A 21902-nucleotide genomic window follows, 5' to 3' on the forward strand; every position below is an offset into this window, starting at 1 on the left:
CGCTCCAGCCTGAATCTATCAAAGTGTCGGCCAGCCTGCCCACGATCGTAAAATGGCTGCCCACAATGGCGTGAAACGCGTGCCCGACATCGCGCGAAATCAATGCCCACATTCCGCGAAATGCGCAATCAACTTCTCGCTGATGTATTCTGGGCCATTATCGACTCTTATTGTGCCGGGCTTTCCGCGCCATTCGATGATGCGGTTGAGGCTCCGGATAACCCGTTCGGCGGGCAGGGAAAAATCCACATCGATACCCAACCCTTCCCGGTTAAAGTCGTCCAGCAAGTTCCAGAGCCGGAATGCGCGACCGTCTATTACCCGGCAGTGGTTTGCATGCAAACCATGAGAGGGCCCAAGGCGATCGGCCATGAAGTCCCCTCTCAGCGATGCCTTGCATCGCCTGCCGGGCAATGATCGACCACGTCATGTTCGGCGCTTTTGGAACCGCTAAAGCATCAGGTTTGTCCCGCTTCAACCTCTTGCGGGGTTTGATGCGCAGGCTCAACTCAAGCTCGCAATAGATCCGGTAAACGCGCTTATGGTTCCAGGGATGGCCCTTAAGGTTGCGTAAATGCAGGAAACATAGACCAAACCCCGAAGTCTTGCGCGCGTCTGTCAGATCGGTCAGCAATCTGTTCGTTCTCGTCGCTCAGAAGCGGGCTGTAACGATAGCAGGTCTCGCTGATCCCGAAGGTGCGGCAGGCCAAGGAAATGCTGCACCTGCGCCGCTCTACCGCCGTTGCGGCCATCTCTCGTCGCTGACCCTCTCATGGTTCGCAAGCGAACCACTGCCGGGCAGTAGATGGCCCTATATTTTTTTCAAGGGCTTCCTTCAGCAACTCGTTCTGCATGCTTAGTTCGGCGAACATCTTCTTCAGCCGCCGGTTCTCGTGTTCAAGCACCTTGGTCTGCGCGATCATTGACGCATCCATTTCGCCATGCTTCGCCCGCCATTTATAGAAGGACGCCGTGCACATACCATGTTCGCGGCAAAGCTCGGACACCGGAACGCCGCCCTCTGCCTGACGCAGGATCGCAAGGATTTGGGGCTCACTGTATCTCGTCATCTGAATCTCCTCAGGTATCTTGCTGAGAAAATTCTACATTCGCATCCCATTACTTTCGGGGGGGATTACCCTTGGCATGTCGACTCTGAACAAATGGATTACAGCACACCGAGACACTGATGTGGTGTCGAGAGCCGATTTAAGCCTCGCCCAAGAGAATGACCGGGTTGGACGCGAGAACCTCATTCTCAGGGAGGAGAGGGACATCCTAAAGAGGCCACCCAGTTCTTCGCGAGCCAAAAGCCATGAGGTTCAGGTTCATCGAAGAACAGTGCGGGGCCTTCCCGATTGGCCGGATGTGCGAAGTGATGAATGTCAGGCCGCGTGAGTTGCGGGCCTTTGGCAGCCGCCCTGCGAGTCGCAGGCAGCGCACGGATATGGTCGTTCTGGCACATATCAAGGAACAATCGCGCCTGAGCCTTGGCAGCTATGGCCGCCGGCTAATGACCGGAGAGCCAAAGGAGATCAGTCTGAACATTGGGCACCGGCGGGTCGGAAGGTTGATGCGGGAAAATGGGATCACCGTTGAAAGAACGCGGAAGTTCAAGGCGACCACGGACCGCGACCACAAGTTCAACATCGCGCCGAACCTGCGGGATCGTGACTTCACGGCAGATCGACCCAACCAGAAATGGACGAACGGCATCAGCTACATCTGGACTCGTGACAGTAGGTTTTATCTGGCTGTGATCCTTGACCTGCATTCCCGACGCGTGATCGGCTGGGCTGCCAGCAACCGCATGAAGCGCGATCTTGCAATCAGGGCGTTGAAGATGGACATTCCCTTCAGGTCACCGCCCAAGGGCTGCATTCATCACACCGATAGAGGCAGCCAATACTTTTCGCACGACTATCGGAAGATCCTGTGTGAACATGGACTTCGGGTCTCGATGAGTGGAAATGGCAACTGCTATGACAATGCGGCGTCGTGCCGAAAGCACGCCTCCGGCGGGGCGCTCGGCCTCGTGCCGCGGCAGCATTCCAAGGAGTTTCACAAGGCTACGGCGGCACCAATTTCCTGATCTTGTTTTGATCGACAAAATTCTCCCTTTGGCTCTTGCGCTCCCCCGGACCTTGCCGTAGGTAATACGAACTTGGCGCGGGATGGAGCAGCCCGGTAGCTCGTCAGGCTCATAACCTGAAGGTCGTAGGTTCAAATCCTACTCCCGCAACCAAAAAACAGCGCTAAATCAAACGTTTAGAACCCGACTTAATAAGTCGGGTTTTTGCGTTTCTGGTTTACATCAACGCCACATCAACACCGCACCAGAAAAACCGCACCAGCCCGCATAAGCAGGCAGTGGCATGCATCCACGCCCAAAGGCGCGCTACTCACCGTCATTCAAATCAGTTGATCACGGTGGACTGCTTATCGCTTTGCATCTGGCCCCGCGAAAAATCCCGTGGCAGCATCGGGCCATGATCACCTTCCGCCCTCTTCCCGATGACCATCCCGACCTTGCGCATTCGCCGCTCCTGCGCGCGGCGCTGTTGACGCTGCAGTACGCCCAGGAACACGGAGCCATCGGCCTGACTAAGACGAAAGCGTTCAAGCGCGTCTTCGTTCACTGGACCGTCGAACACTTCAACTGGCCGGGCTCAAGCGCGGAGGAAATGTTCCGCTACAACAAGGTCATCAATGAATATGAATTCCCGCCGCTTGAGGTGCTGCATTACTTGTTGATCACCCTGCGCCTGGGGAGGCACTTCAAAGGTGAATTCCGCCTGACAAAGCGTGGCGCAGAACTGGCACAGTCCCCAGCGCAGCTGTTTGCTGAACTCATCCCCTTCTTCGTCCTCAAGATCGATCATGCGTCCTATGCCCGCTTTGAGGATCGCCCTTTTGGCAAATGGGATGTCTGGATGAATGTCATCAACGTCGAGGCCGACCACGGCACCACCGAGCGGGCGCTGTTCGCAGCCTTCTATGGCGACGAGCATGACTGGGACAATGCAGGATGGCGCGAAATGGCCGCGTTCTCCTCCTGCGTCCTGCGCCCGCTTGAATGGGCCGGATTGCTTGTCCAAACCCGTGAAGAGCGCGACGGCAGGCATGTGCATCATGTGTTCAAGACACCGTTGTGGCGCAGCGCCCTCCAGTTGGACACGGACGGCATGTTGCGGCCTGCATCAGTTCAGTGAAAACGGCACGAACTGCAAAGAGCTGTTCTTCAAGGTCGATGCAGCGAAGGTCTCAAACGAGCCCAGACTCACCGGTGCTGCAGGCGGCGCGAACGTCGGCTTTTTTTGCGTGCGGCCAGAAACGTCACAGACTCAAGATTTCTTTTGCCAAGGGTTCGCGGCACCGGGATTTTTAATGGTTTTAGGCAGCAGGCAGCCAGTGATAAGTACGACGGTGTGTGGCGTACAGGTTTGACAGGGGATTTTTGTCCGCTAAGGCGCGGCCGCAAACAAGATGCGTGCGCTGACGCACGAACTTTGATAGTATGCTTGAGTGACAGTCTGTGCAGATGATCAGGAGGAAGATAGAATTGATTAGATTTTTTAGTTTATCTTTTGCTTTAGCAATCCTGTTGCTCTTGCTTCCAGGTAAGGCATTAGCACAATCGGTGAAATTGGATTGGCTTCGGCAAGCTGGGATATCGTGCGGTGGTGGGCTTGCGATACAAGTTCAAGGCGAAATCGACAGTGTCATCATCAAGAAGCTCAAGCTGGCTTCTATCGAAGGTGAAGGTGTATACAACCAGTCGCATGTAATCTCGCTATTGGAACAATTTAGTAACGAGAGAAAAGAACCTGTATTTAGCGAGTATGTCAGGTGTTTACTATCGCTTATGAAGATTGCCAACGATGTAGTTGGTTTGCCGCCAAGAGAAGTAGTTCTGTCCAGTCCCGTAGCAGTCGCTGGTCTCGATTTAGTAAGTCGGGGTGATCGTTTTGTGATGGTCCCAGGAGATGTAGTTGCTGTCCGAGACTACAGTTTGATCTTCACGGTGATTTCAATTGGATCGTCGGCAAATGGCACTCGCCTAAGTTACACGTTTTCGAATTCCGAAACCGGCCGTGATTCCGCCAAATTCACTCATCAAGCGGAGATCATTTCACTGGGTGAAAATTGCGTTCTTGTCCCCTACAAGGTTGATGCGGAACCCAAACAAGTGTCCTTATTGTCAAACTGTTAAGCGGTTGCAGAATCACTATTTACTTTGTCACATCACGCTATCATTCAAGATAAGCTATTTTAGGCCAAGAGTGCGTTGACGTTAAGTAGCGCGTCGCGCAGGTCGTCGACGCTTTTGTCATCGGCGGAAGCGACGGTTTTTGGTTCGTATCGAAACTAGACGTTGGGGCAATCGCAGCGAAAGTCGGGATCGTCCCGCTCTGCGGTCACTCAAGTTCAATGCCAAGAGTGACCGCGCTGAAGCAGGTTCACCCTATCGCAGTCGTTTGTCAGCGACCGACCAGACCACCGAGCCGATGGTCAGCAGCGCACCGATAACGGGCTCGATGTCGGATGCCTGGACGTAGCCCATTGCTACCAGCGCGGTGCCCGCTACGGTCAGAACTGAGCGGATCAGGGCGTCCTGACCGATTCCGAAACCCACATGGCCTCCCGACCCGTGCTCGAACACCAGCACAGTGCCGGTGATCGGCTGCACCTCGCGTCCGAACAGCAGCCAGTTGCACGCCCAGTATCCGGCGTTCTGAAAATGAAACATGGTTGCAGTCGCCAAGTGCCAAAGCGCAAGCTACCCAGAATAAGGCACAGGGCACATATCATTGATTCGACTACAACAAAGACCGCTGTTTGGATTTCTCGTGAATCCCTTTGGCACGACAGCGCGCGCCATTGAGTTAGAGGGTGATCATCTTTTGGTCACCGGACGAAACATGCCTGCGGCGCTTTCACTAGCTGATATTGGCGAGGCACCAGCCCTTCAGAAGGGCGTACTCGGAACGACGCTGTCGCTGCAGGTGTCCGCAAATAGTAATGTCATCTTGCGCGGTGCCGGTCATGCCGATGCTTGCGCCTTCGCGGACACTGTCAAAACCGCGTGGGTTCGCTTCAACACGGGCGCTTTTGATCGTGAAGCGCAGCGGTTCAATCAGCTTCATGCCGCAGTTTCCGGCTTGACGCGGCCGGGCCGCTATCCTGCGGCCTGCACTCTCGAGTTAGCTCTTCAGGACGCGCGGTCCCTGGATGCCTCGCTGCTGTCGAAGGTGAAGGCAGAAGCAATCGGGACAGATCGGGCAGAGCGGGTGACCCTTGTGCGCAAGTTCGTGGCTGATCCCCGGGCAGCCCGGGCCATTGCGATATCGGTCTTTGTCGCCACTGAACTGGATCGCTGGAAGGAATTCTTCGACACGATCGAAAGCAAGCCGCTGACGGCCGAACAGCGTCTTTCCGTCGTGGTGGATGAAGACGCGACGCTTGTGCTGGCCGGTGCCGGATCGGGCAAGACCAGCGTGATTACCGCTAAGGCAGCCTATCTGGTCAAAGCCGGGATCCGGAAACCGGACGAAATCCTGCTGCTGGCGTTTGCGAAGAATGCTGCCGCGGAAATGTCAGAGCGGGTTGAAGCGCGATCCGGTGAGCCAATTGTCGCACGGACCTTTCACGCCCTCGCGTATGACATCATTGGCGCGGTGGAAGGGTCAAAACCTGCCCTTGCCGACCATGCCACCGATGATGCAGCCTTCACCGCGTTGATGAAGCTGATACTGAAGGACCTCGTTCATACGATGTCTGCCGTGTCGCGTGCCATCATTGAGTGGTTTTCTCATTTTCTGGTCGAGCCGAAGACAGAATGGGATTTCAAGACCAAGCACGAATTCTACACCCATATGGAACAGCAGGATCTGCGCACCCTGCAAGGCGAAAAGGTCAAAAGCTACGAAGAGCTGCAGATCGCCAACTGGCTTTATGAAAACGGCGTCGAGTACGAATATGAACCCGTCTATGAGCCGAAGTTGCCTGAGACAGGGCGGCGTGACTATCAACCGGACTTTCGTTTGATCGAAAGCGGCGTCTACATCGAACACTTCGGGGTGCGGCGTCAGAAGATGGCGGATGGCACGGAGAAACTGACCACTGCGCCATTCGTGAACCGCGAGGACTATCTGGCCAGCATGGCATGGAAGCGCGAGGTTCATGCCACGCACGAAAGCACCATGATCGAAACCTACAGCTACGAACGGCAAGAGGGGAGTCTGCTGACCGGCTTGGCCGAAAAGATCTCGCCACATGTCGAACTAAGACCCCGGCCAGCTGACACGATCTATGACCGCGTGATCGAAATGAAGCAGGTCGACACGTTTTCGCAATTGCTCGGGACGTTCCTGCGCAAGTTCAAGAGCGGTGGCTACAGCCTTGAGCACTGCGAAAGCACGTCCGACAAGATGAAGCTCGGCAAACGCGGCCGGGCGTTCCTCGCGGTGTTTACCCCTGTGTTTGAAGAATATCAAAAGCGCCTGGCGGGACGGATCGACTTTGAGGACATGATCCTGCGGGCGGCCCATTATGTGGAAACCGGCAAGTATCTCAGCCCGTTTCGCCACATCTTGGTCGACGAGTTTCAGGATATCTCGCAAAGCCGCGCCAAGCTTGTAAAGGCGCTGAAAGGGCAACATCCTGACGTTCGTATATTTGCCGTCGGCGATGATTGGCAGTCAATCTTTCGTTTTGCCGGATCAGATATTCACCTGATGCGCAAGTTTGGAGCCGAGTTTGGCGGAACCTTTGACGGCGAAGCTGCGATTCACAGGACGGTCGATCTAGGCCGAACCTTCCGGTCGGTAGATCAGATCGCCTTTGCGGCTCGAACTTTTGTCCTCAGAAACCCGGCCCAGATCCAGAAACAGATTGTTCCGGCAGGAATCGCGACTGAACAAGCCATCAAAATTGTGACAACGGCAAAGCAGGAAGGCGTAAAAGCGCTTTCGGATGTGCTAGCCGCGCTCTCGTCCAAGCTGGATCCGGATGAGAAGATTGCGAGTGTGCTGCTGCTCGCGCGGTATCGATATTTGGAGCCTGACCTGCGGGATCTGCGGCGGCGGTTTCCGCGCCTGACGTTCAGTTTCAAAACCATCCATGCCTCAAAAGGGTTGGAGGCCGATCATGTGGTTTTGTTGAACGCCGACAGTGGGCGGGTGGGCTTTCCATCGGAGATCGTCGACGATCCCTTGCTGGGATTGGTATCGCCCGATGAGGAGGCATTCCAGAATGCAGAGGAACGGCGCGTGATGTATGTTGCGATGACGCGGGCGCGGCACACCCTGACGATCCTCGCATCGAACGCCCGCCCGTCGGCCTTTGTCACTGAGCTTTTGAAGGATCCGGCATATGGAATTTCCCAGCAGTCCGGCCCTGACCAGGAAGTGCATGAATGTGGCGAATGCGGTGGACGGCTGTTGAGTGTGCAAGGTCAAGACGGTCGAATTTGGTACCGCTGCGAGCATTCCGAGCACTGCGGCAATTTCCTGCCTGCCTGTTCGGAATGTGGGGTAGCCCTGCCGCGACGGGCGAAGGGTGAACCACAATCCAAGTGCAGTTGCGGTAAAGTGCACCCCGGTTGCGCGGAATGCACTGATGGCTGGCTTGTTGAGCGAACGGGCCCCCACAGTAACTTTCTCGGCTGTGTTCGCTTTCCAGCCTGCCTCGGAAAGGCGCAATTGCCTCGCGAACCGAGGAGCCGGAGTTCCGCAGGCAAACGCCGAAGTTGACGCGACGAACAAGCGGGTTGCCTGATACCTATCTGTTTCGTTTGTCGGCGACCGACCAGACCACCGATCCGATCGTCAGCAGAGCGCCGATGACGGGCTCAATGTCGGATGCTTGGACGTAGCCCATGGCGACCAGCGCGGTGCCAGCGACCGTCAGAACTTGGCGGATCAGCGCGAGGATTGCAGGTTTCAACATGATGGTATCCTGATTAAATTTCATTGGCGGTTGAGAGGAATTCGCCCGGTTTCATGGTCGGAAGGCGCTGCAAGCGGGGTGGGTAAGTTGCGGGCCAGCGGACACCGAGGAGTCGCGATTTCGCGATCCGGGCGACGGTGACGGCGTCAGACTGATTGCCACCCAGTACGTAGAAATGCGTGTCGTCCTGACCGAACGCGAAACCAACGTGGCCGCCCGATCCGCGTTCGAAGATCAGCACCGCACCGGTGATTGGCTGCACCTCGCGCCCAAACAGCAACCAGTTGCGCGCCCAGTAGGGGTTGGTGCCCAGCGCGCCAAGCAGCGGTTCATCGGGCAGCCCGATGCGAATGCAGGTTTCCACGAAGTCTCCACACCAAGGGTTCTTCGACGGATCGCCCAGGGACCTGCCATCGCGTTTCAGCCAATCCATCAGCCAGGATCGATCCCGTGCTTCGTGGCGGCCCAGCGCTGTCTTGGCCTCGGTGATCCAGGGCAAAGGCCCCGGCGGGGCGACGGATGCCGCGCGGCCATTTGCGGCCAGCAACGCCTTCATCGCGCGGGTGGTGCGCAGGCCCCAAAGGCCATCAATGGCGCCGGGGGAATGGCCAAGTTTGTCGAGGCCGCTTTGGATCAGGCGGAGGGGTTCGCGGGTATCGGTGGGCATGGGATGTTCCTTTTGCCCATGGCGGGGCATCAAAAAACCCGCCTTGCGAGCGGGGCGGGTGGGATCGAATTGATGGGTGGTTTGCTGGTCAGTCGGTGCGGCCGCGTTGGAAGGCTTCGAACATCAGATCGCGCATCGCGCGGATATCGTTTTCGATCCGTTCCAGCCGGTCCGCGTCGTCATCGCGATCCTCAGCACGCTGGCGATCGACGCGGTCGCGTTCCTGGCTGAGTTCACGATCGAGGCGTGCGAGCATCGCGTCGTTGGTGAAGGCCCGCCGTGTTACTGCGGCCAGTAGAGCGATGAAGCCGCCGATCAGTGCGGTGATAGCGGCCCCGATTCCGTTGTCGCGCAGGGCCTCGGCAACCTCCTGCAGGAAGCTGGTTTTCTCAGTCATGGAGGGTCTCCTAGAAGTCGGTTTCGACGTAGACGCCGGAGCAGTCGTAGGCGACGGCTGCTGCTGTTGCTCCGGTGTTCATGTAATTGCGGGGGCTCAGGAGCTGGGTGGCGGCAGGCATGTCCGTGGTGACGGTGAACTCGACAGCCGCGCCGCTGACTTCCTCGACCACGCGCACGCCGATGTCGGATCCGTTCGGGGCGGCCGCGATGTAAAGCGTCAGCACGTTCGTCAGGCTGTTGACCGGGAAACTGGCCCCAAGGTCGGTCAGCAACGGCGCGCCGGAGCCGTCGTTGTGCACCAGTTGCCAATTGGTGTGGGTGCCGCGCTGGAAGCCAATGCCGATGCAGTTGACCACAGTCGCCAGCGTCAATGTGGTCGCCAATGCCGCGACAGAGCCATAGAGCCCGAAGAACCCCATGCCGGTTGCCTGCAGTGTGGTCAGCGACAGTCGGTTGACGTAATTCCAACCGCCAAGCCCATCGGCATTGCCGCGCCAGCAGACCCAACCGGCAGAACGTTCCTCGGCTACCGCATCCGCGGTTGCCGCACTAGTCACCCGCCAGCGCCGCATGCTGGTCGACAGGTTGGTGGTCGCCAACGTCGGTGTGGCGACCGTGCCCACGGCGGTGCGAGGCATCCCATTGGTGTTGACGGTGGTGCCCGACGACGGGGCCCATGTCGCGATCCGGTTGACGCCAAAATGCGGCTGCAGCGGAAAAAACCGGCCCGAAGGACGCTGCACATCCAGCCATCCGGTCCCGGCGCGATCCCGGGCATAGACCGCGAGTTTGCCTGCTGGAGGCGGGTCTGGAGCGGTCGGCAAGCTGGGCATGTGCAGCGGTTCGGGCAGCTCGACCCGGCCAGAGCTGCGGTCGATCTTGATGGCCTCGTGAAACGTTCCGCCATCTGGGCTGACCTTGAAGCTGAAATCATCGCTGCCTAGAAGCCCGATCAGCGCCCGGGCCGAGAACCCGGTCTTGAACGCGAAGGCCGCATCGTTCCCGGCCGCAGCCTTGTTCACCGTTGCCTCGATCCCGGCGCCAACGTTATTGAACAACATGGCCGGGGCATTGACCGACAGTCGGTTATAGCCGTCGGCCGTCGCGCCACCAAGGCCCAGCAGTTGCGCCGTCAGGTTTGCCTGCGGCATGCCGACCTGTGTGACCGCGTTGGCGAATGAGACTGTCGGCGTGTTCAGGACCGTGGTGCCACCAGCCCCGGATGTGGCTGAGCCGATATTGACCACCGTGTTCGATCCCGAAGCCCCGCCAGTGCCAAGGTTCAGGGTTTTGGAGAGGCCAGTTGTCGTGGCCCCGGTACCTACGCCATAAGTGGTAGTACCGGTCGCGGTGCCTATTGTCGCTGTTGCCCCGGACGTAGTCAGCGTTCCCGAGGCGGTCAGCGTTCCGGAAAAGGTCTTGTTGCCGGAAAAGGTCTGGGTTCCTGCAAGGATTGCCAGTTCCGACGAGGTGTTCGGCAGGGTAAAGCTACGCGTGGTGCCGGTACTGATCCCCGACAGAGAAAACAGCGCCTTCTTCGTCGGATCGACGGCATTCACCAGACTGAAGATCGCATCCGACACATCCTGCGGCACGCCGACCGGATCCCAGGCGCTGCCATTCCAGACGACAAATGCTGCTTCATCCGCGATCCAGGCGAGCCAGCCTGGGCGCGGCACCAGCCGCATCCAGACACCATCAATCCAGAAGGCTACGTTCAGATCCCAGCCCGCCCAGAGGCCAGTGGCGCTGGACGCGACGATATGCCGGACGCCATCGGCCGGGCTGGCGGGTGGGGACGTCAGATCCCGATCCAGCACTGACAGTTGCACCATGGCATCGAGCAGCCGCAGCGCTTCATTGTGGGTGACATGCTTTTGCGCCTGCGATGCCAGGATGTAAGGCAGCAGGAGATGGGTGGTAATGTCGGACATGATTGCCTTCAGAAAATGAGGGTGACAGACTTTGCCGCGCCCCGGCCGATCAGAGCCGATAGCTGGTAGATGCGGATTTCGAGGGATTGGCCCGGGCTGAGGGGCGCGCCCCAATCGGCGGTCTGCTGGGCGGCGGTGTAAAGGGCCGAGGTCGTGGCAGTGGTCAAGGATCGCTTGACAACTGACCCGTCCAGAATGTCGAGCGCGTAAGCCTCAAAGTCCTCGGCCAAGGGCACATCGCCCGCACCCCAAGTGTCTGCCGCGAGGGACCGTGACCGGCGCGTCCAGCGGATCGTCAGATCGCCGGGACTGCGCGCGGTGCGGCATGGCTGCTCGACATGCGCGACCGAGAACGGCCGCAGGCCAGCGCCTTCAGGTGTGAAACTGGTGGCGACAAAGGTCTCGTCGCTGACCGGCTTTAAGGCGGGGCCAATGCGCCAGTTCCATGGCAAGCCCAGATCGGCTTCAGCAATGGGAAGCGACGCCAGCGCAGTATCCAGAACCACGACCCGCGCGCCAATCGGAACCACGCTGACGACAGCACCTTCTGTGCCGCGCTGTCCACGCAACAATCGGGCCAGACGATATCGCCCGGCTGCGATCAGTTCCGCTGTGCCCGCCTGGACGATCTCCCACTGGCCAGTGCCAGTTTCCACTGCCAGTGCATTGGCCCCGCCCAGCAAGGCAATATCGGTAACGCTTTCCAGCGTACCGGAATAGAGATCGACCACCAGCGTATTGCCAAGATCGAAGCGCGACACCGGGCCCGCATAAAAGTCTGCTGCGAGCACGCCGATCCGGGCGCGGCTGTCGAAGATGGTCAGCAGGTCAAAGCCATCTGTCGACGCGCTGCGATAGACCGCCATTTCTCCCGGCCATGGTTTGGCATGTGCGGAGATCAATGGTCGGTGCGCAGACTGGTCCTCGCGCAGTTGCGGAAGGTCCATAAGCGCAATGTCAGGCGCGCCGAACACCGTCGGCGTCGACAAGGAAGCGGGACGTGGATCGCCGGGCGGCAGATCGTAAACCGCGCGGTCCTGGCGCACGGCGTCGATGCTGCGCAGGTCCGAATCCGCGATCGACACCAGCCTCATCTCGTTCAAACGGCCATCGTGATCAAGCAGGATCACGTCGCAAGGATCCAGCGCCAGCCGTGAGGGCGGAAGGCGGAAGACAGCACTTTCCCGCCCGACCCAAGCCTCCATCAGCGCGCGGCGGCAGCGGCGTTCAGCCTCTTCGGGTGGCACAGTAACCGGGAAGCTTTCGGAGGCGACGCGCGTGGTATCAACGGTGATGCGCCGGGCTTCGACTTGCGCTGCGTCATAATCCTCGTCGGCACGGGCGACTTGCCACTTCAGAGCCTGCGGCAGTTCGGTTTCCTGCGCGCGGGTCAGTTCCATCACGTCACCCTGCGCCGATGCAGGGGCCACCATGCTGTCGGGCGATATGGTCAGACCTGCGATCCGGCCCCGCATCAGGAAGCGGATGCGGCCTTCACTTTCCACCGCATCGAAGCCGAAATGCCGCGCCAGCGTGGAAATTGAGGCACGCGGCGCTTCCAGCGCGGAAATGACATAGCCCTCGACCGCACCCCAAAGGCCCGAAACGTCGATCTGATCTTCCGGCATCCCGGCGCGCAAGCACAGATGACGAACGAGGGCCGCCAATGACACCGCCCCCAACCGTCCCGTCAGCCAGTGCCCCAGCCGCCAGTTCGGCCCATCGGTCCAGACATCGGTCAGTTCTGGAAAGAACGGATAGGGTCGCGCATCCCAGGTCCAGGCGGCGCATTCGGGGAGATGGACCATCGGGGCCGAATAGACAGACGATGTCGGATTGTTGGCCGGAGTCCCCCAGAACAAGTAGGTCGCTTCCAGATAGGCGCGCTGGATCGCATCATCCCGCCAGCCGCGCGAGAAATATGGCGTGAAGCTCTCTGACGACTTCGGATCGAAGAACATGTTTGGCTGATTGGTGCCCCGGTCGATGGCCGGGCAGCCCAGTTCGGTGAACCAGACGGGTTTCGACTGCGGCACCCATGCCGTCGGCGTGCCGCTCTCCACGCCTCCCGGCCGGTTGAAATGCGGGCTTTGCCACCAGGCGCGCAGATCCTTGAAGCGAAACATCCACGGTTTGGCTGCAGCGCCGTCGGTAATTGGCGTCCGGACCTGCGCGGCGCGGTCAGCCGGGTTGGCGTAGAACCAGTCAAATCCCTCGCCACCCTCGATGTTGGATTGCAGATAGCCTCGGTCATAAATCGCCGGGGCCAATGTAGCATCGGCATGATCGAACCCGTCGCGCCAGTCCGACAGCGGCATATAGTTGTCGATGCCGATGAAATCGATGTTGGCGTCTGACCAGAGTGGATCGAGGTGGAAATAGACGTCGCCGGACCCATCAGCAGGGTGGTGGCCGAAGTATTCCGACCAGTCGGACGCATAGCCGATCTTCGGCCCAGCGCCGAGGATCGCGCGCACATCAGCAGCGAGCGCCTTGAAGGCTGTGATCGCAGGATAGGTGCTGGCCCCCGAGCGGATGGTGGTCAGGCCCGGCATTTCTGAGCCAATCAGGAAGGAATCCACGCCACCAGCTGCTTTGCACAGATGGGCATAATGCAGGATCATCCGGCGCAGCGACCATTCGCCCACGGGGCCGGTCCAGCTGACGGTTTCGCCGGAAATGCTGAAGCTGGCGGGTGTGGCGGTGCCGAACAGCGCGGAAACCTGCGTGGCAGCCGCAGCAGTTTTGTCCACCGTCCCGGCATAACCCGCCGCAGGAGAGCAAGTGATCCGCCCCCGCCAGGGGAATGTGGGCTGGCCGATACTGGTGGCATTGTTGGAATACGGGTTCGGCTTGGTATGGCCGGGGGGCACATCCATCAGGATGAAGGGATAGAAGGTGACGCGCAGCCCGCGCGCCTTCATTTCCCGAATCGCCTGCACCACCGCAAAATCAGCCGGGGTGCCGCCATAAACCGGGCGGTCCTCGGAATCACGACTGACCAGAAAGGCATTGGCACGGCTGACACCGTTTACAGTCCATGCCGAGGGCGTCGTGGTCTTGGCGGCAACCTCCACACCGGGGCGCACCTTGCAGTTCCCCGCGCGCAGATCGTCACCGAACCATGCCACCACCAGCGACACGGATTCTACCGCGGGGGCCATGGCCTGCAGCCGGTCGAGTGCCACGACGATGTCCGCAGTGTCAGCAATCGCGTTCAGGTTTTCGGGGCTTGTCGTTTTGCCATAGACGTCAGTGGCCTTGCGAATGACATCAGTGGCATAGCTGAACTCGCCAGAGGCTGGGATCAGGGTGACGGCCTTCACCAGCCCTTCGGCGGTGTCAGCATCCGCCAGCGGGCGGAATACCTCGAAGCTGATCTGTGGCAGACGATTGCCAAAGGCGCCAAGGTCCAGTTCCTCGAAGACCACATAGGCCGTACCGCGATAGGCCGGGGTATTGGCGGCGCCCATCTTGGCGGCGATGAACGGGTCCGCAGTTTGAGTCTCGTCACCCGGATACCAGCGCCAGGTGACGCCGGTCATGTCCATGACCTTGCCGTCGGCCCAGACCCGGCCGATACCGGTGATCTCGCCTTCGCAAAGCGCCACGGCAAAACTTGCGTAGTACAAATACTCGGTTGTCTTGACCTTTGGCCCGCCACCCTTTCCGCCACCTTGTCTTGCCGTCTTGGTCTCTTCGCGGAAATCCGTCGCCCAGATCACGTTGCCGCCGATGCGCATCCGCCCATAAAGGCGCGGGATCACGGCTCCTTCGGTTGAGGATGTGATTCGCAGACTGTCGAGCCGCGCGCCTTCGATGCGCTGCGCTGGGGCCAGTGAGGAGACGATCCAACTGTCGACCAGCGACCCTACGCTCGATCCGATAAAGCCGCCGATGGTGACTGCGCTTATGCCAAGCAGCCCGCCGCCGATGGAGCCACCGATCGCGGAGCCAACCGCGCCGAGTACAAGCGTTGCCATGTGGGGACTTTCAGATGCTGTCGGAGGGCGAAAACAGGAAGGCGAAAGCGATGCGCCGCCGCCAAGCCGGGGTCAGGATTTCTTCGACGACGCCCAGCCGCTCGTATGAATGGATGAAGCCGTTGTGCGCGGTCAGGACCCCGACATGCTTGGCGATGGCGCGTGGGGCCATCCGGAACAGGATCAGCGCGCCAGGGCTGGCGTCAGAGAGAGCGATTTCCGGCATCATCGCCCTCGCGCCCTCCGCCAAAACTTCACGCGGACCGGTCTCGCCCCAATCGCGGCTGTAAGGCGGGATCGGGAACGGCTCACCCCCGACCACCTCGCGCCACACCCCGCGCGCAAGGCCTAGGCAATCGCAGCCAACGCCGCGCAGGCTGGCCTGATCGTGGTAGGGCGTGCCGAGCCAGCTGCGGGCAGTGGCGATGACACGGGCGGGATCTGCCACGGTTGGGTGTCGCCTCACAGCACGTTTCCGTCATGGCCGCCGTCTTGGCTGGCATAGCGCAATACGGCGTCTTGGCCGGGAATATTGGGGAAGCCTCGGAAGTTGGCCGTGTTGGCAAACTTCGCGCTGCACGTGGCAATGCGTTTGTCGCAGCCCGCACGCGCGATGAAGCTGTCACCTTCGGCGATGGCGCGCACCGGTGCTTCCAAGAGGGTCAGGGTCGCGATGGCATCGGTCAATCCATGGGCCAAAACTTCGGTAATCCGGTCGGCGTTGGCACCGCTGGTCCACGTGATCGTGCCGGATGTGAACCACCCCGCGTCAAACCCAGCCAACCCTGAGGCCATGAAGGCTCGGTCACGCAGCAGGTCAGTGATCACGCCAGCACTCTTGTAGATGGAGTTTTCCAGATCAATGCCGCAGCGCGCATCGCCCAAGCGCGCATCACAGCCCGCCTGAAACGTCCGCCCGACCGTCTGGCCGAGCACGTGCGCCAGCGATCGCACCTCGGCGACGAAGGCCATCCGTCCGCGCCGGATTTGCCCTACAGCACCCCGGCGCAGCAGCACGCGCTGGCTGGGGTTGGCCCAGTTGACGCGCCACAACTCCACCGCCGCATTGTCCCAGCGCCCATCAATGATGTCGGTTTCGGTGATCCGGTCGGAGGTCAGCACGCCACTCGCGTCCTGCGCATCGACAGCAAGGTCAGAGCCAGACCTAATTTCGGAGGCGGCAAACCCGCTCTCCGGCTCAAAACCGGTGCCGTCAAAGGCCAGCGTCCGATCATGATCGGTAAAACCCAGCGCCACGCCGTCCGCTCGTGAAATCCGCCAGCACCAGGACAGGGTGGTGGTGCCATCATCGAGATGGGCCTGCAGCGCCGGGGTGAGGGTTTTCATGAAATTTCCTTGAAATGACAGGCAGAGCAAGCCATCCTGAAATCCGAAGCGCGTTGCCGAGATAGGTGTAATGATGGCAGATGACGTCCCAGACGAAGCTGGAACCGAGAATAAGGCCGACGAACCGTGCCAGTTTGACGGCAACCCCATCGTTCTTGATGTTGTGACTCTAGAAGCGTTCCTGGCTGCGTTGAGACAATATAAGCCACCCAATGAACGGCTTTTGACTTTGGTTCGTACTCCGGCCCCTGAGACCGACTAACGATTGCCTCATTTGCGGATCTCCAGCAGCGGAATGGATGTGATCGACCCCAACCGTTCGATATCGAGGGTTACGTCGAGCACGTCGGTGTCGAAACGCACAGGGACATCAAATTCAAATCCGGCGCGGACTATGACGCCATTGCCGGGGGCGGTGGTAAAGGTGATTACGCCGGTCGTGGCATCCATCGTCCAGCCCGACATCTGCTCCGCCATGCCCAGCGCGACGCGAACCGTGCCTGCCACCGGCTTGGCAATCGTCCGCGTCCAGCTTTGCGCGCCGGAGACGTAGCGTTTCGACAGCTGGAAAATCTTCATGCTGCCGGTCCCGGTGCCAATCTGCTGGTCAATCGCGGTGATCGCCTGCGACGGCAGGCAGGATTTGTAATCGGCCCAATCCTTGTAGCGAAACCCGTGCAGGCGACCATTCCGCGCCTCGAAGAACGCCACGACTGCTGCCAGATCGTCTGCACGGCGGATGCCATAGGCGACATCATAGCGACGACGGGAGTTCGCCCAACTGGCATTTCGTTCTTCGTCGCCCGAAGCCAACTCCACGATCTGAGTGCGCCGCTCGGGACCGCCGCGTGCGCCGCGGCTGATAGTGTCGGGGAAACGAACCTCGTGAAATGCCATCACATACCCCTCCGGCCCAGCGACACGGCGCGGGCAATGTCGGCCGCAACCTGCGTGCGCGATGGTCGGAAGCTTTCGGCATCGCGGGCCATGATGGTTACATTGACGGCTGGCGCAGAGGACTGGCCTTGGCCGTAGCCAGCCGCCTCCCGGCGCGATAGAACCCGCTCGCCGCGTTGCAGGATTGCCGGAACCTCATCCGGTTTGATCCCGGCCCAGCCGCCGGAATGCATGCGCGGTGCATTAGCAAAAGCTAGTGCTGGCACCATGCGGCCCGGTCCGGGTGATCCGACCACACCGCCCGCGTGCAGGACGTTGGCAAAGAGACCGCCTGCGCCGCCCAGCGCGCCCGAGAGCGCATTGGCAATCGGGCCAAGGATGAAGCGCCGCGCCGCCAGCTTCGCCAGATCGGCGATCATCGAGGTGACCAGGTCGCGGAAATCCAGCTTGCCGGTTTTGACAAACTCACCCACCGCGTTCTCGGCCGAGGTGAAGGCAGAGACCAGCGCATTGCCGATATCCCCGCCAATGTCGCGGGCCTTGGTGGCATAATCGGCAAGGGTGGCCACGGCGGCCTCCCATCCGGTCTTGGCCACTTCGGCGCCTGCTGCTGCGGCAGCACCCGCGCCACCGGCGGCCCGCCCAGCTTCGGTGACTGATTCATCCAGCCGGTCGGCAGCGTCTGTCGCCCCATCCAGTGCGGCTTCGCCCTCTGTGCCTGCGCCTGCAACAGCGTCTTTTAGTGCCTGCCAGCTTTGCATCGGGCGCGCGGCGGCGTCGGCCAACATGCCAGAGGCCTCGCGATACGCTTCGGCCCGGAATGTTGCCTCCTCCGCCATCCCCGTCAGGCCAAGGTCGGGCGTGGAGACATAGGTCTGCGCCATTGCGGCCGAGAAAGCTTCTGCCGCAGCGGTGCCTGCAGCAGCGGCTGATCCGGCGAAGGGATTGTCGATCCGGCCCAGAGTCAAAGGATCCAGTATGCCAATCCGCACCCCGCCTTCGCCCACAGCCCATTCCGGCAGGAGGGCGAGGGCGCCGTTCAGGGCATTGATAAAGCTGTTGATGCGGGTGACCACGCCATTCAGCATCGCCTCGACGCCGCCGATCAACCCGTTCGCTGCCTGAAACGCGAAATCGCCAATGGCAGAAGGCAACTGGCCCCAGATCGCTTTTACGGCGTCGTAAGCACCCTTGAAGATACCAGCCGTCGAATTGCCAAAGCTGGTCACAGCTTCTACCGATGACTGCATCGCGCGATAGACGATGGCCTGCAATCCGGCCCAGCTGGCCTCGATTTTCGACCAGGCAGAGGCTGCGCCCAGACCAATGCGATCCCAAACCTCAAGCGCCAGATCCTTCAACAGGCCAATCGCTGCACCGAACCCGCCTGCGCCCGCGACCAGCCGGGTGAACTGAAACACCAACTCGCCTGCACCGACGATCAGGGCGCCGATGCCTGTGCGGATCAATGCGCCGCGCAGGAACACAAGGCCCGTTGCAAGCCCGCGCACTGACAAGGCGGCCGCCGCGAGTCCTGCAACCCAGCGCCCAGCCATGAGGGCGGCGAAGGTCCCGGCGTAAGTCGTCAGGCGGCCGATGTTGTCGAAAAGTGCTGTGATTGCCATGCCGATGGGGCCAGTCGCGCGCGCCATGTCTGCTAGTTTGGTGGCGATAGTCTCGAGGAATGGTGCTACGGCGACGGTCAGCCGGTTGACGAGGCCGGTCCAGATCAGGCTCAGCCGGGCAATTGCGTCGCCGGTGCGCTCGATCTGGGCGGCGTCGCTGGCGCTGACCGCGACGCCGAAATCGCGTACATCCTGCGCCGCTTCACGCAGAGTGGCGGAATCAATGCGCAGGAAGGCTAGCGCTGCCTTGTCGCCGAAGAGATCGGAGGCGACAGCCGCGCGCTCGGCTTCGGGGATAAATTGGTTCAGTGCCTCCTGGATGGCGATGATGCGTTGGTCGAGTGGCATCGCCTGCAATTGCGCCGCTGTCAGGTTCAATCGGTGCAAAGCCTCCACCGCAGATCCCGATCCGGTGGCCGCTTCCGACAGCCGCGTGGTCAGCTTCTTCGTGGCCTGTTCGATCTCGCCCATCGACACACCAGCCAGTTCCCCGGCCCATGTCAGGGTCTGCACACTTTCCACCGTGGTCCGCATCGATTGCGCGAGTTTGGCCTGTGCGTCGACATTCGCGAGGCCCGAGCGGATCATCGCCACGCCAGCAGCGGCCGCCGCAACCGTCACAGCTGCCAAGGCAATCCCGGCCTTGCGGGCGAAGCTGGCAAGCCGGGCATTGGCTAGTTCCATCTCCGTCGACAAGCGACCGAAACCCCGCGCGCCAGCATCGCCGATACCTTCCAACTCGGCGCGCACCTGGCGGCCGCCTTCGGCGACAAGGCGGACGGAGACGCGTTTTTCAGCCATGGCAATGGATCCTTGAAATTCGGAGTGGAGCGTCTTACGTTTTACTTATCGATCTAGAGAGGGTATGATCATGTCAGAGACAGCAACCCTGTCCACAAAGTTTCAAATCTCCATTCCCAAGGCGATCCGCTCAGCCCAAGCTTGGGAGGCAGGACTGACTTTTGCCTTCATCCCCAAGGGAACAGGTGTTTTGCTTGTGCCCGTCCCGAAGCGGGATGCGCTGAAGGGTCTCGCGCGCGGGGCAAACGTCGCAGACTATCGTGATCGAGAGGACCGCTGCTGATGGTCCTCGTCGACACATCGGCTTGGATTGAGTGGCTGATAGGATCCCCAACCGGGGACAAATTGACAAAGCACCTGCCGGAGCAATCTGACTGGCTTGTGCCGACGATGGTGCAGTTGGGACTGGCAAAATGGCTCACGCGTGAGGTCGGCGAAGACAAGGCCGACCAGGTGATCGCCTTCACTCAAGTTTGCCAGATCGTCCCGCTCGACACCGAGATCGCACTTGCTGCCGCAGACGCCTGCCGCGCCCACAAACTGGCGACGGCAGATGCCATCATCTTTGCGACCGCACGCCTGCGCGGTGCTACTCTTTTGACATGCGACGCGCATTTCGACGGCCTTCCCGGTGTGACCTTGATCGCGAAAACCGGCACCTGATCGGATCTCACTCTGATGGAGCGATCTGTTCGTTCAGTTTGCGCACCATCACCGCCTCGATCTCCGGCAGCAGTTCGGCGGCGATCAGGGGGTTGATCCCGAGGGCCTGTGCCAGAGCCAAGGCAGCCCCCATATCCCAGCCCAGCACCGCGCCGGGGATCACGCGCAGCTGCCCGCCGAGGCGACCTACCAAGTCCCAGACCTGCCAGCCCTCTGGCGTTTGCGGCCGGTTCAACCTTGTGGGGCAGTCGGGGCAGTTGCTCTCGCGGTCTTTGACGGGCGGGCAGGCCGCGCAATACCGGTCGCCCCCGCCGAAGGACCAGTCGGCGAGGGCGCGGAGACGTTTTTTTCCGCGTCCAGCAGCAGGCCGCGCGCGACGTATTGGGTCTGAAACGCCTCGAAGACGGGCCAGATTTCCAAGAGCGCATCGATGCCTTCAGGGCTGACTGGCACGATATTGCCTGCATCATCTCCGACACCCTCCCAATCCAGCACGGCGCGGCGGGCGACGGCTTTGGCCATAGCCAGCGCCATTTCCTCTTGGGTGGCGTGCTCGGGCAATTCCTCAACGGCCAGATCAGCGCGGGCAGAGACCATCAGGGCGGTGGTCAGCGGGCCGACCAGCAAGCGCAGGCCGGGGGCGAGGTCCAGCCATTCGGGCGTGGCGGTCAGGTTCAGTCGGATCATGATCAATAACTCGCGATGCTGTTGATGAGGGCGGCGGTGCACATCCGCGCGGGGCTGGTGGCTTTCGCGGCCTGCCAATCGAAGCTGGCCTGCACACCCTGCGGCCCGGCGATCTCGATGCGCGGGCGCGGCAGATAGACGGCATGGGCCGTGAAGGTGAAACTCGCATTCGCCCCGAGGCTGTAATTGAACTCCAACTCGCAGGGCGTCCCGTCAATGGCTTGGGTGACCAGCGTCGCGTCGGAGAACCGCACCTCGATCCGGCCGGTCAGCGCAGCCATGGTCGGGTCTGCCCCGTCGATGCGGCCATCACCCCTGATGGTTTCGATCCGGTCGAGGTTGTTGGAATAGGTGATCTCGGCGGACACCACATTGCCCAAGCTGCTGCCGTTGCGCTTCACGGTGCCGTTGAAGTGACCGAAGCGTTGCAGGCCAAGAGCGGTCGGCGTTCCGGCGGCCGTTGTTGCAGCGATGGTTTCGCCTTGGGCGATCAGCTTTGCCGAGGCGGTCAAAAGGCCGGAGCGCTGCATTTGCCAGGACAGCTGATCCAGCACGCAGCCGGAATACATCGCGAAACGCGGCACCTCGGGCATTGCCGTCTCGATCGACATGCTGGGCAGGGTCCAGTTGCCCGACTGGAAGGTGTGGGTCTTGGGCGTGGTGCCGGTGGTCGTGGGCTGGCCAAACGCCGCCTTCAGCCAATAGCCGAAGGCCTCGACATCAATGGGGATCACCACCTCGCCGTCTGATGTGACAGCATCTTTGATCGGGGCCAAAGGATCGCGGCCATAGCCTAGCAGTTCGGATTCCAGCAGCGGTTGTTCAGACCCCAGTGTTGTCCGGGCGAAGGGCATCAGCCGGAACCCAGTGACCGGCGGGGTGCCGTAAACCGTCTCATACGCAAGCGCCATCTGCGCCCGCGCGCCTTGCGCACGTGCCATGGGAGTCT

Annotated in this window: 17 protein-coding genes, 1 tRNA gene and 2 pseudogenes; 6 read left to right on the top strand and 14 right to left on the bottom strand. The window is 60.6% G+C overall.

Annotated elements, in window-relative coordinates; genetic code table 11:
• Positions 1–126: 126 nt before the first annotated feature.
• Positions 127–1076, bottom strand: a pseudogene (locus FQ320_RS22605) (transposase); the annotation flags it as partial.
• On the opposite strand from FQ320_RS22605, the pseudogene FQ320_RS22610 reads away from it, so the two are divergent.
• The 4 genes and pseudogenes from FQ320_RS22610 to FQ320_RS22625 all read left to right on the top strand — a co-directional run.
• Positions 1075–1996: pseudogene (locus tag FQ320_RS22610) on the top strand (IS3 family transposase); the annotation flags it as partial. The pseudogenes FQ320_RS22605 and FQ320_RS22610 sit on opposite strands and share 2 nt — an antisense overlap.
• A gap of 172 nt (positions 1997–2168) precedes the next feature.
• Positions 2169–2245 (top strand) — tRNA-Met (locus FQ320_RS22615).
• A 244-nt stretch (positions 2246–2489) separates the two neighbouring features.
• The gene (locus FQ320_RS22620) at positions 2490–3212 is read left to right on the top strand and encodes a hypothetical protein (RefSeq protein ID WP_148475564.1); all 723 of its coding nucleotides are present in this window, start codon (positions 2490–2492) and stop codon (positions 3210–3212) included.
• Positions 3213–3562: 350 nt separating this feature from the next.
• The gene (locus FQ320_RS22625) at positions 3563–4213 is read left to right on the top strand and encodes a hypothetical protein (RefSeq protein WP_148475565.1); all 651 of its coding nucleotides are present in this window, start codon (positions 3563–3565) and stop codon (positions 4211–4213) included.
• A gap of 252 nt (positions 4214–4465) precedes the next feature.
• Here the strand turns inward: FQ320_RS22625 and FQ320_RS26665 are convergent, their stop codons facing one another.
• On the bottom strand, positions 4466–4750 hold the full coding sequence (locus FQ320_RS26665; RefSeq protein ID WP_255509674.1) for a hypothetical protein: 285 nt from the start codon (positions 4748–4750) through the stop codon (positions 4466–4468).
• Between the two features lie 172 nt (positions 4751–4922).
• On the opposite strand from FQ320_RS26665, the gene FQ320_RS22635 reads away from it, so the two are divergent.
• Positions 4923–7754 carry a UvrD-helicase domain-containing protein gene (locus tag FQ320_RS22635; RefSeq protein WP_222861699.1) on the top strand — a complete coding sequence of 944 codons (2832 nt, stop codon included), beginning with the start codon at positions 4923–4925 and terminating at the stop codon, positions 7752–7754.
• A 28-nt stretch (positions 7755–7782) separates the two neighbouring features.
• Here the strand turns inward: FQ320_RS22635 and FQ320_RS25870 are convergent, their stop codons facing one another.
• The 9 genes from FQ320_RS25870 to FQ320_RS22675 all read right to left on the bottom strand — a co-directional run bounded on the left by FQ320_RS25870 (position 7783) and on the right by FQ320_RS22675 (position 19603).
• Positions 7783–7950 carry a hypothetical protein gene (locus FQ320_RS25870; RefSeq protein WP_187394042.1) on the bottom strand — a complete coding sequence of 56 codons (168 nt, stop codon included), beginning with the start codon at positions 7948–7950 and terminating at the stop codon, positions 7783–7785.
• A gap of 13 nt (positions 7951–7963) precedes the next feature.
• On the bottom strand, positions 7964–8617 hold the full coding sequence (locus FQ320_RS22640; RefSeq protein ID WP_148475566.1) for a TIGR02594 family protein: 654 nt from the start codon (positions 8615–8617) through the stop codon (positions 7964–7966).
• 88 nt (positions 8618–8705) lie between these two features.
• On the bottom strand, positions 8706–9014 hold the full coding sequence (locus FQ320_RS22645; RefSeq protein WP_148475567.1) for a hypothetical protein: 309 nt from the start codon (positions 9012–9014) through the stop codon (positions 8706–8708).
• 10 nt (positions 9015–9024) lie between these two features.
• Positions 9025–10950 carry a DUF2793 domain-containing protein gene (locus FQ320_RS22650; protein ID WP_148475568.1) on the bottom strand — a complete coding sequence of 642 codons (1926 nt, stop codon included), beginning with the start codon at positions 10948–10950 and terminating at the stop codon, positions 9025–9027.
• An 8-nt stretch (positions 10951–10958) separates the two neighbouring features.
• Complete coding sequence (locus tag FQ320_RS22655; protein ID WP_148475569.1) at positions 10959–14933, bottom strand: glycoside hydrolase TIM-barrel-like domain-containing protein; 3975 nt, start codon at positions 14931–14933, stop codon at positions 10959–10961.
• Between the two features lie 10 nt (positions 14934–14943).
• Complete coding sequence (locus tag FQ320_RS22660; RefSeq protein WP_187394043.1) at positions 14944–15399, bottom strand: NlpC/P60 family protein; 456 nt, start codon at positions 15397–15399, stop codon at positions 14944–14946.
• Complete coding sequence (locus FQ320_RS22665; RefSeq protein ID WP_148475570.1) at positions 15396–16280, bottom strand: DUF2163 domain-containing protein; 885 nt, start codon at positions 16278–16280, stop codon at positions 15396–15398. Before FQ320_RS22665 ends, FQ320_RS22660 begins: the two co-directional genes overlap by 4 nt.
• Positions 16281–16550: 270 nt before the next feature.
• A complete protein-coding gene (locus FQ320_RS22670; RefSeq protein WP_148475571.1) occupies positions 16551–17177 on the bottom strand; it encodes a DUF2460 domain-containing protein in 627 nt (208 codons plus the stop codon).
• Entirely contained in the window at positions 17177–19603 is a 2427-nt protein-coding gene (locus FQ320_RS22675; protein ID WP_148475572.1) for a phage tail tape measure C-terminal domain-containing protein, read from the bottom strand. Before FQ320_RS22675 ends, FQ320_RS22670 begins: the two co-directional genes overlap by 1 nt.
• Before the next feature lie 282 nt (positions 19604–19885).
• On the opposite strand from FQ320_RS22675, the gene FQ320_RS22685 reads away from it, so the two are divergent.
• On the top strand, positions 19886–20266 hold the full coding sequence (locus tag FQ320_RS22685; protein WP_148475574.1) for a type II toxin-antitoxin system VapC family toxin: 381 nt from the start codon (positions 19886–19888) through the stop codon (positions 20264–20266).
• A gap of 7 nt (positions 20267–20273) precedes the next feature.
• Here FQ320_RS22685 and FQ320_RS22690 read toward each other — a convergent pair whose 3' ends face one another.
• The 3 genes from FQ320_RS22690 to FQ320_RS22700 are packed head-to-tail and all read right to left on the bottom strand — an operon-like array spanning position 20274 to position 21894.
• A complete protein-coding gene (locus FQ320_RS22690) occupies positions 20274–20459 on the bottom strand; it encodes a hypothetical protein (RefSeq protein ID WP_148475575.1) in 186 nt (61 codons plus the stop codon).
• Positions 20460–20497: 38 nt separating this feature from the next.
• Complete coding sequence (locus FQ320_RS22695; protein WP_148475576.1) at positions 20498–20953, bottom strand: hypothetical protein; 456 nt, start codon at positions 20951–20953, stop codon at positions 20498–20500.
• Positions 20954–20955: 2 nt separating this feature from the next.
• On the bottom strand, positions 20956–21894 hold the full coding sequence (locus tag FQ320_RS22700) for a phage tail tube protein (RefSeq protein ID WP_148475577.1): 939 nt from the start codon (positions 21892–21894) through the stop codon (positions 20956–20958).
• Positions 21895–21902: the final 8 nt, after the last annotated feature.

It is taken from the genome of Oceaniovalibus sp. ACAM 378, from assembly GCF_008085915.1.
Classification (GTDB): Bacteria; Pseudomonadota; Alphaproteobacteria; order Rhodobacterales; family Rhodobacteraceae; genus Oceaniglobus.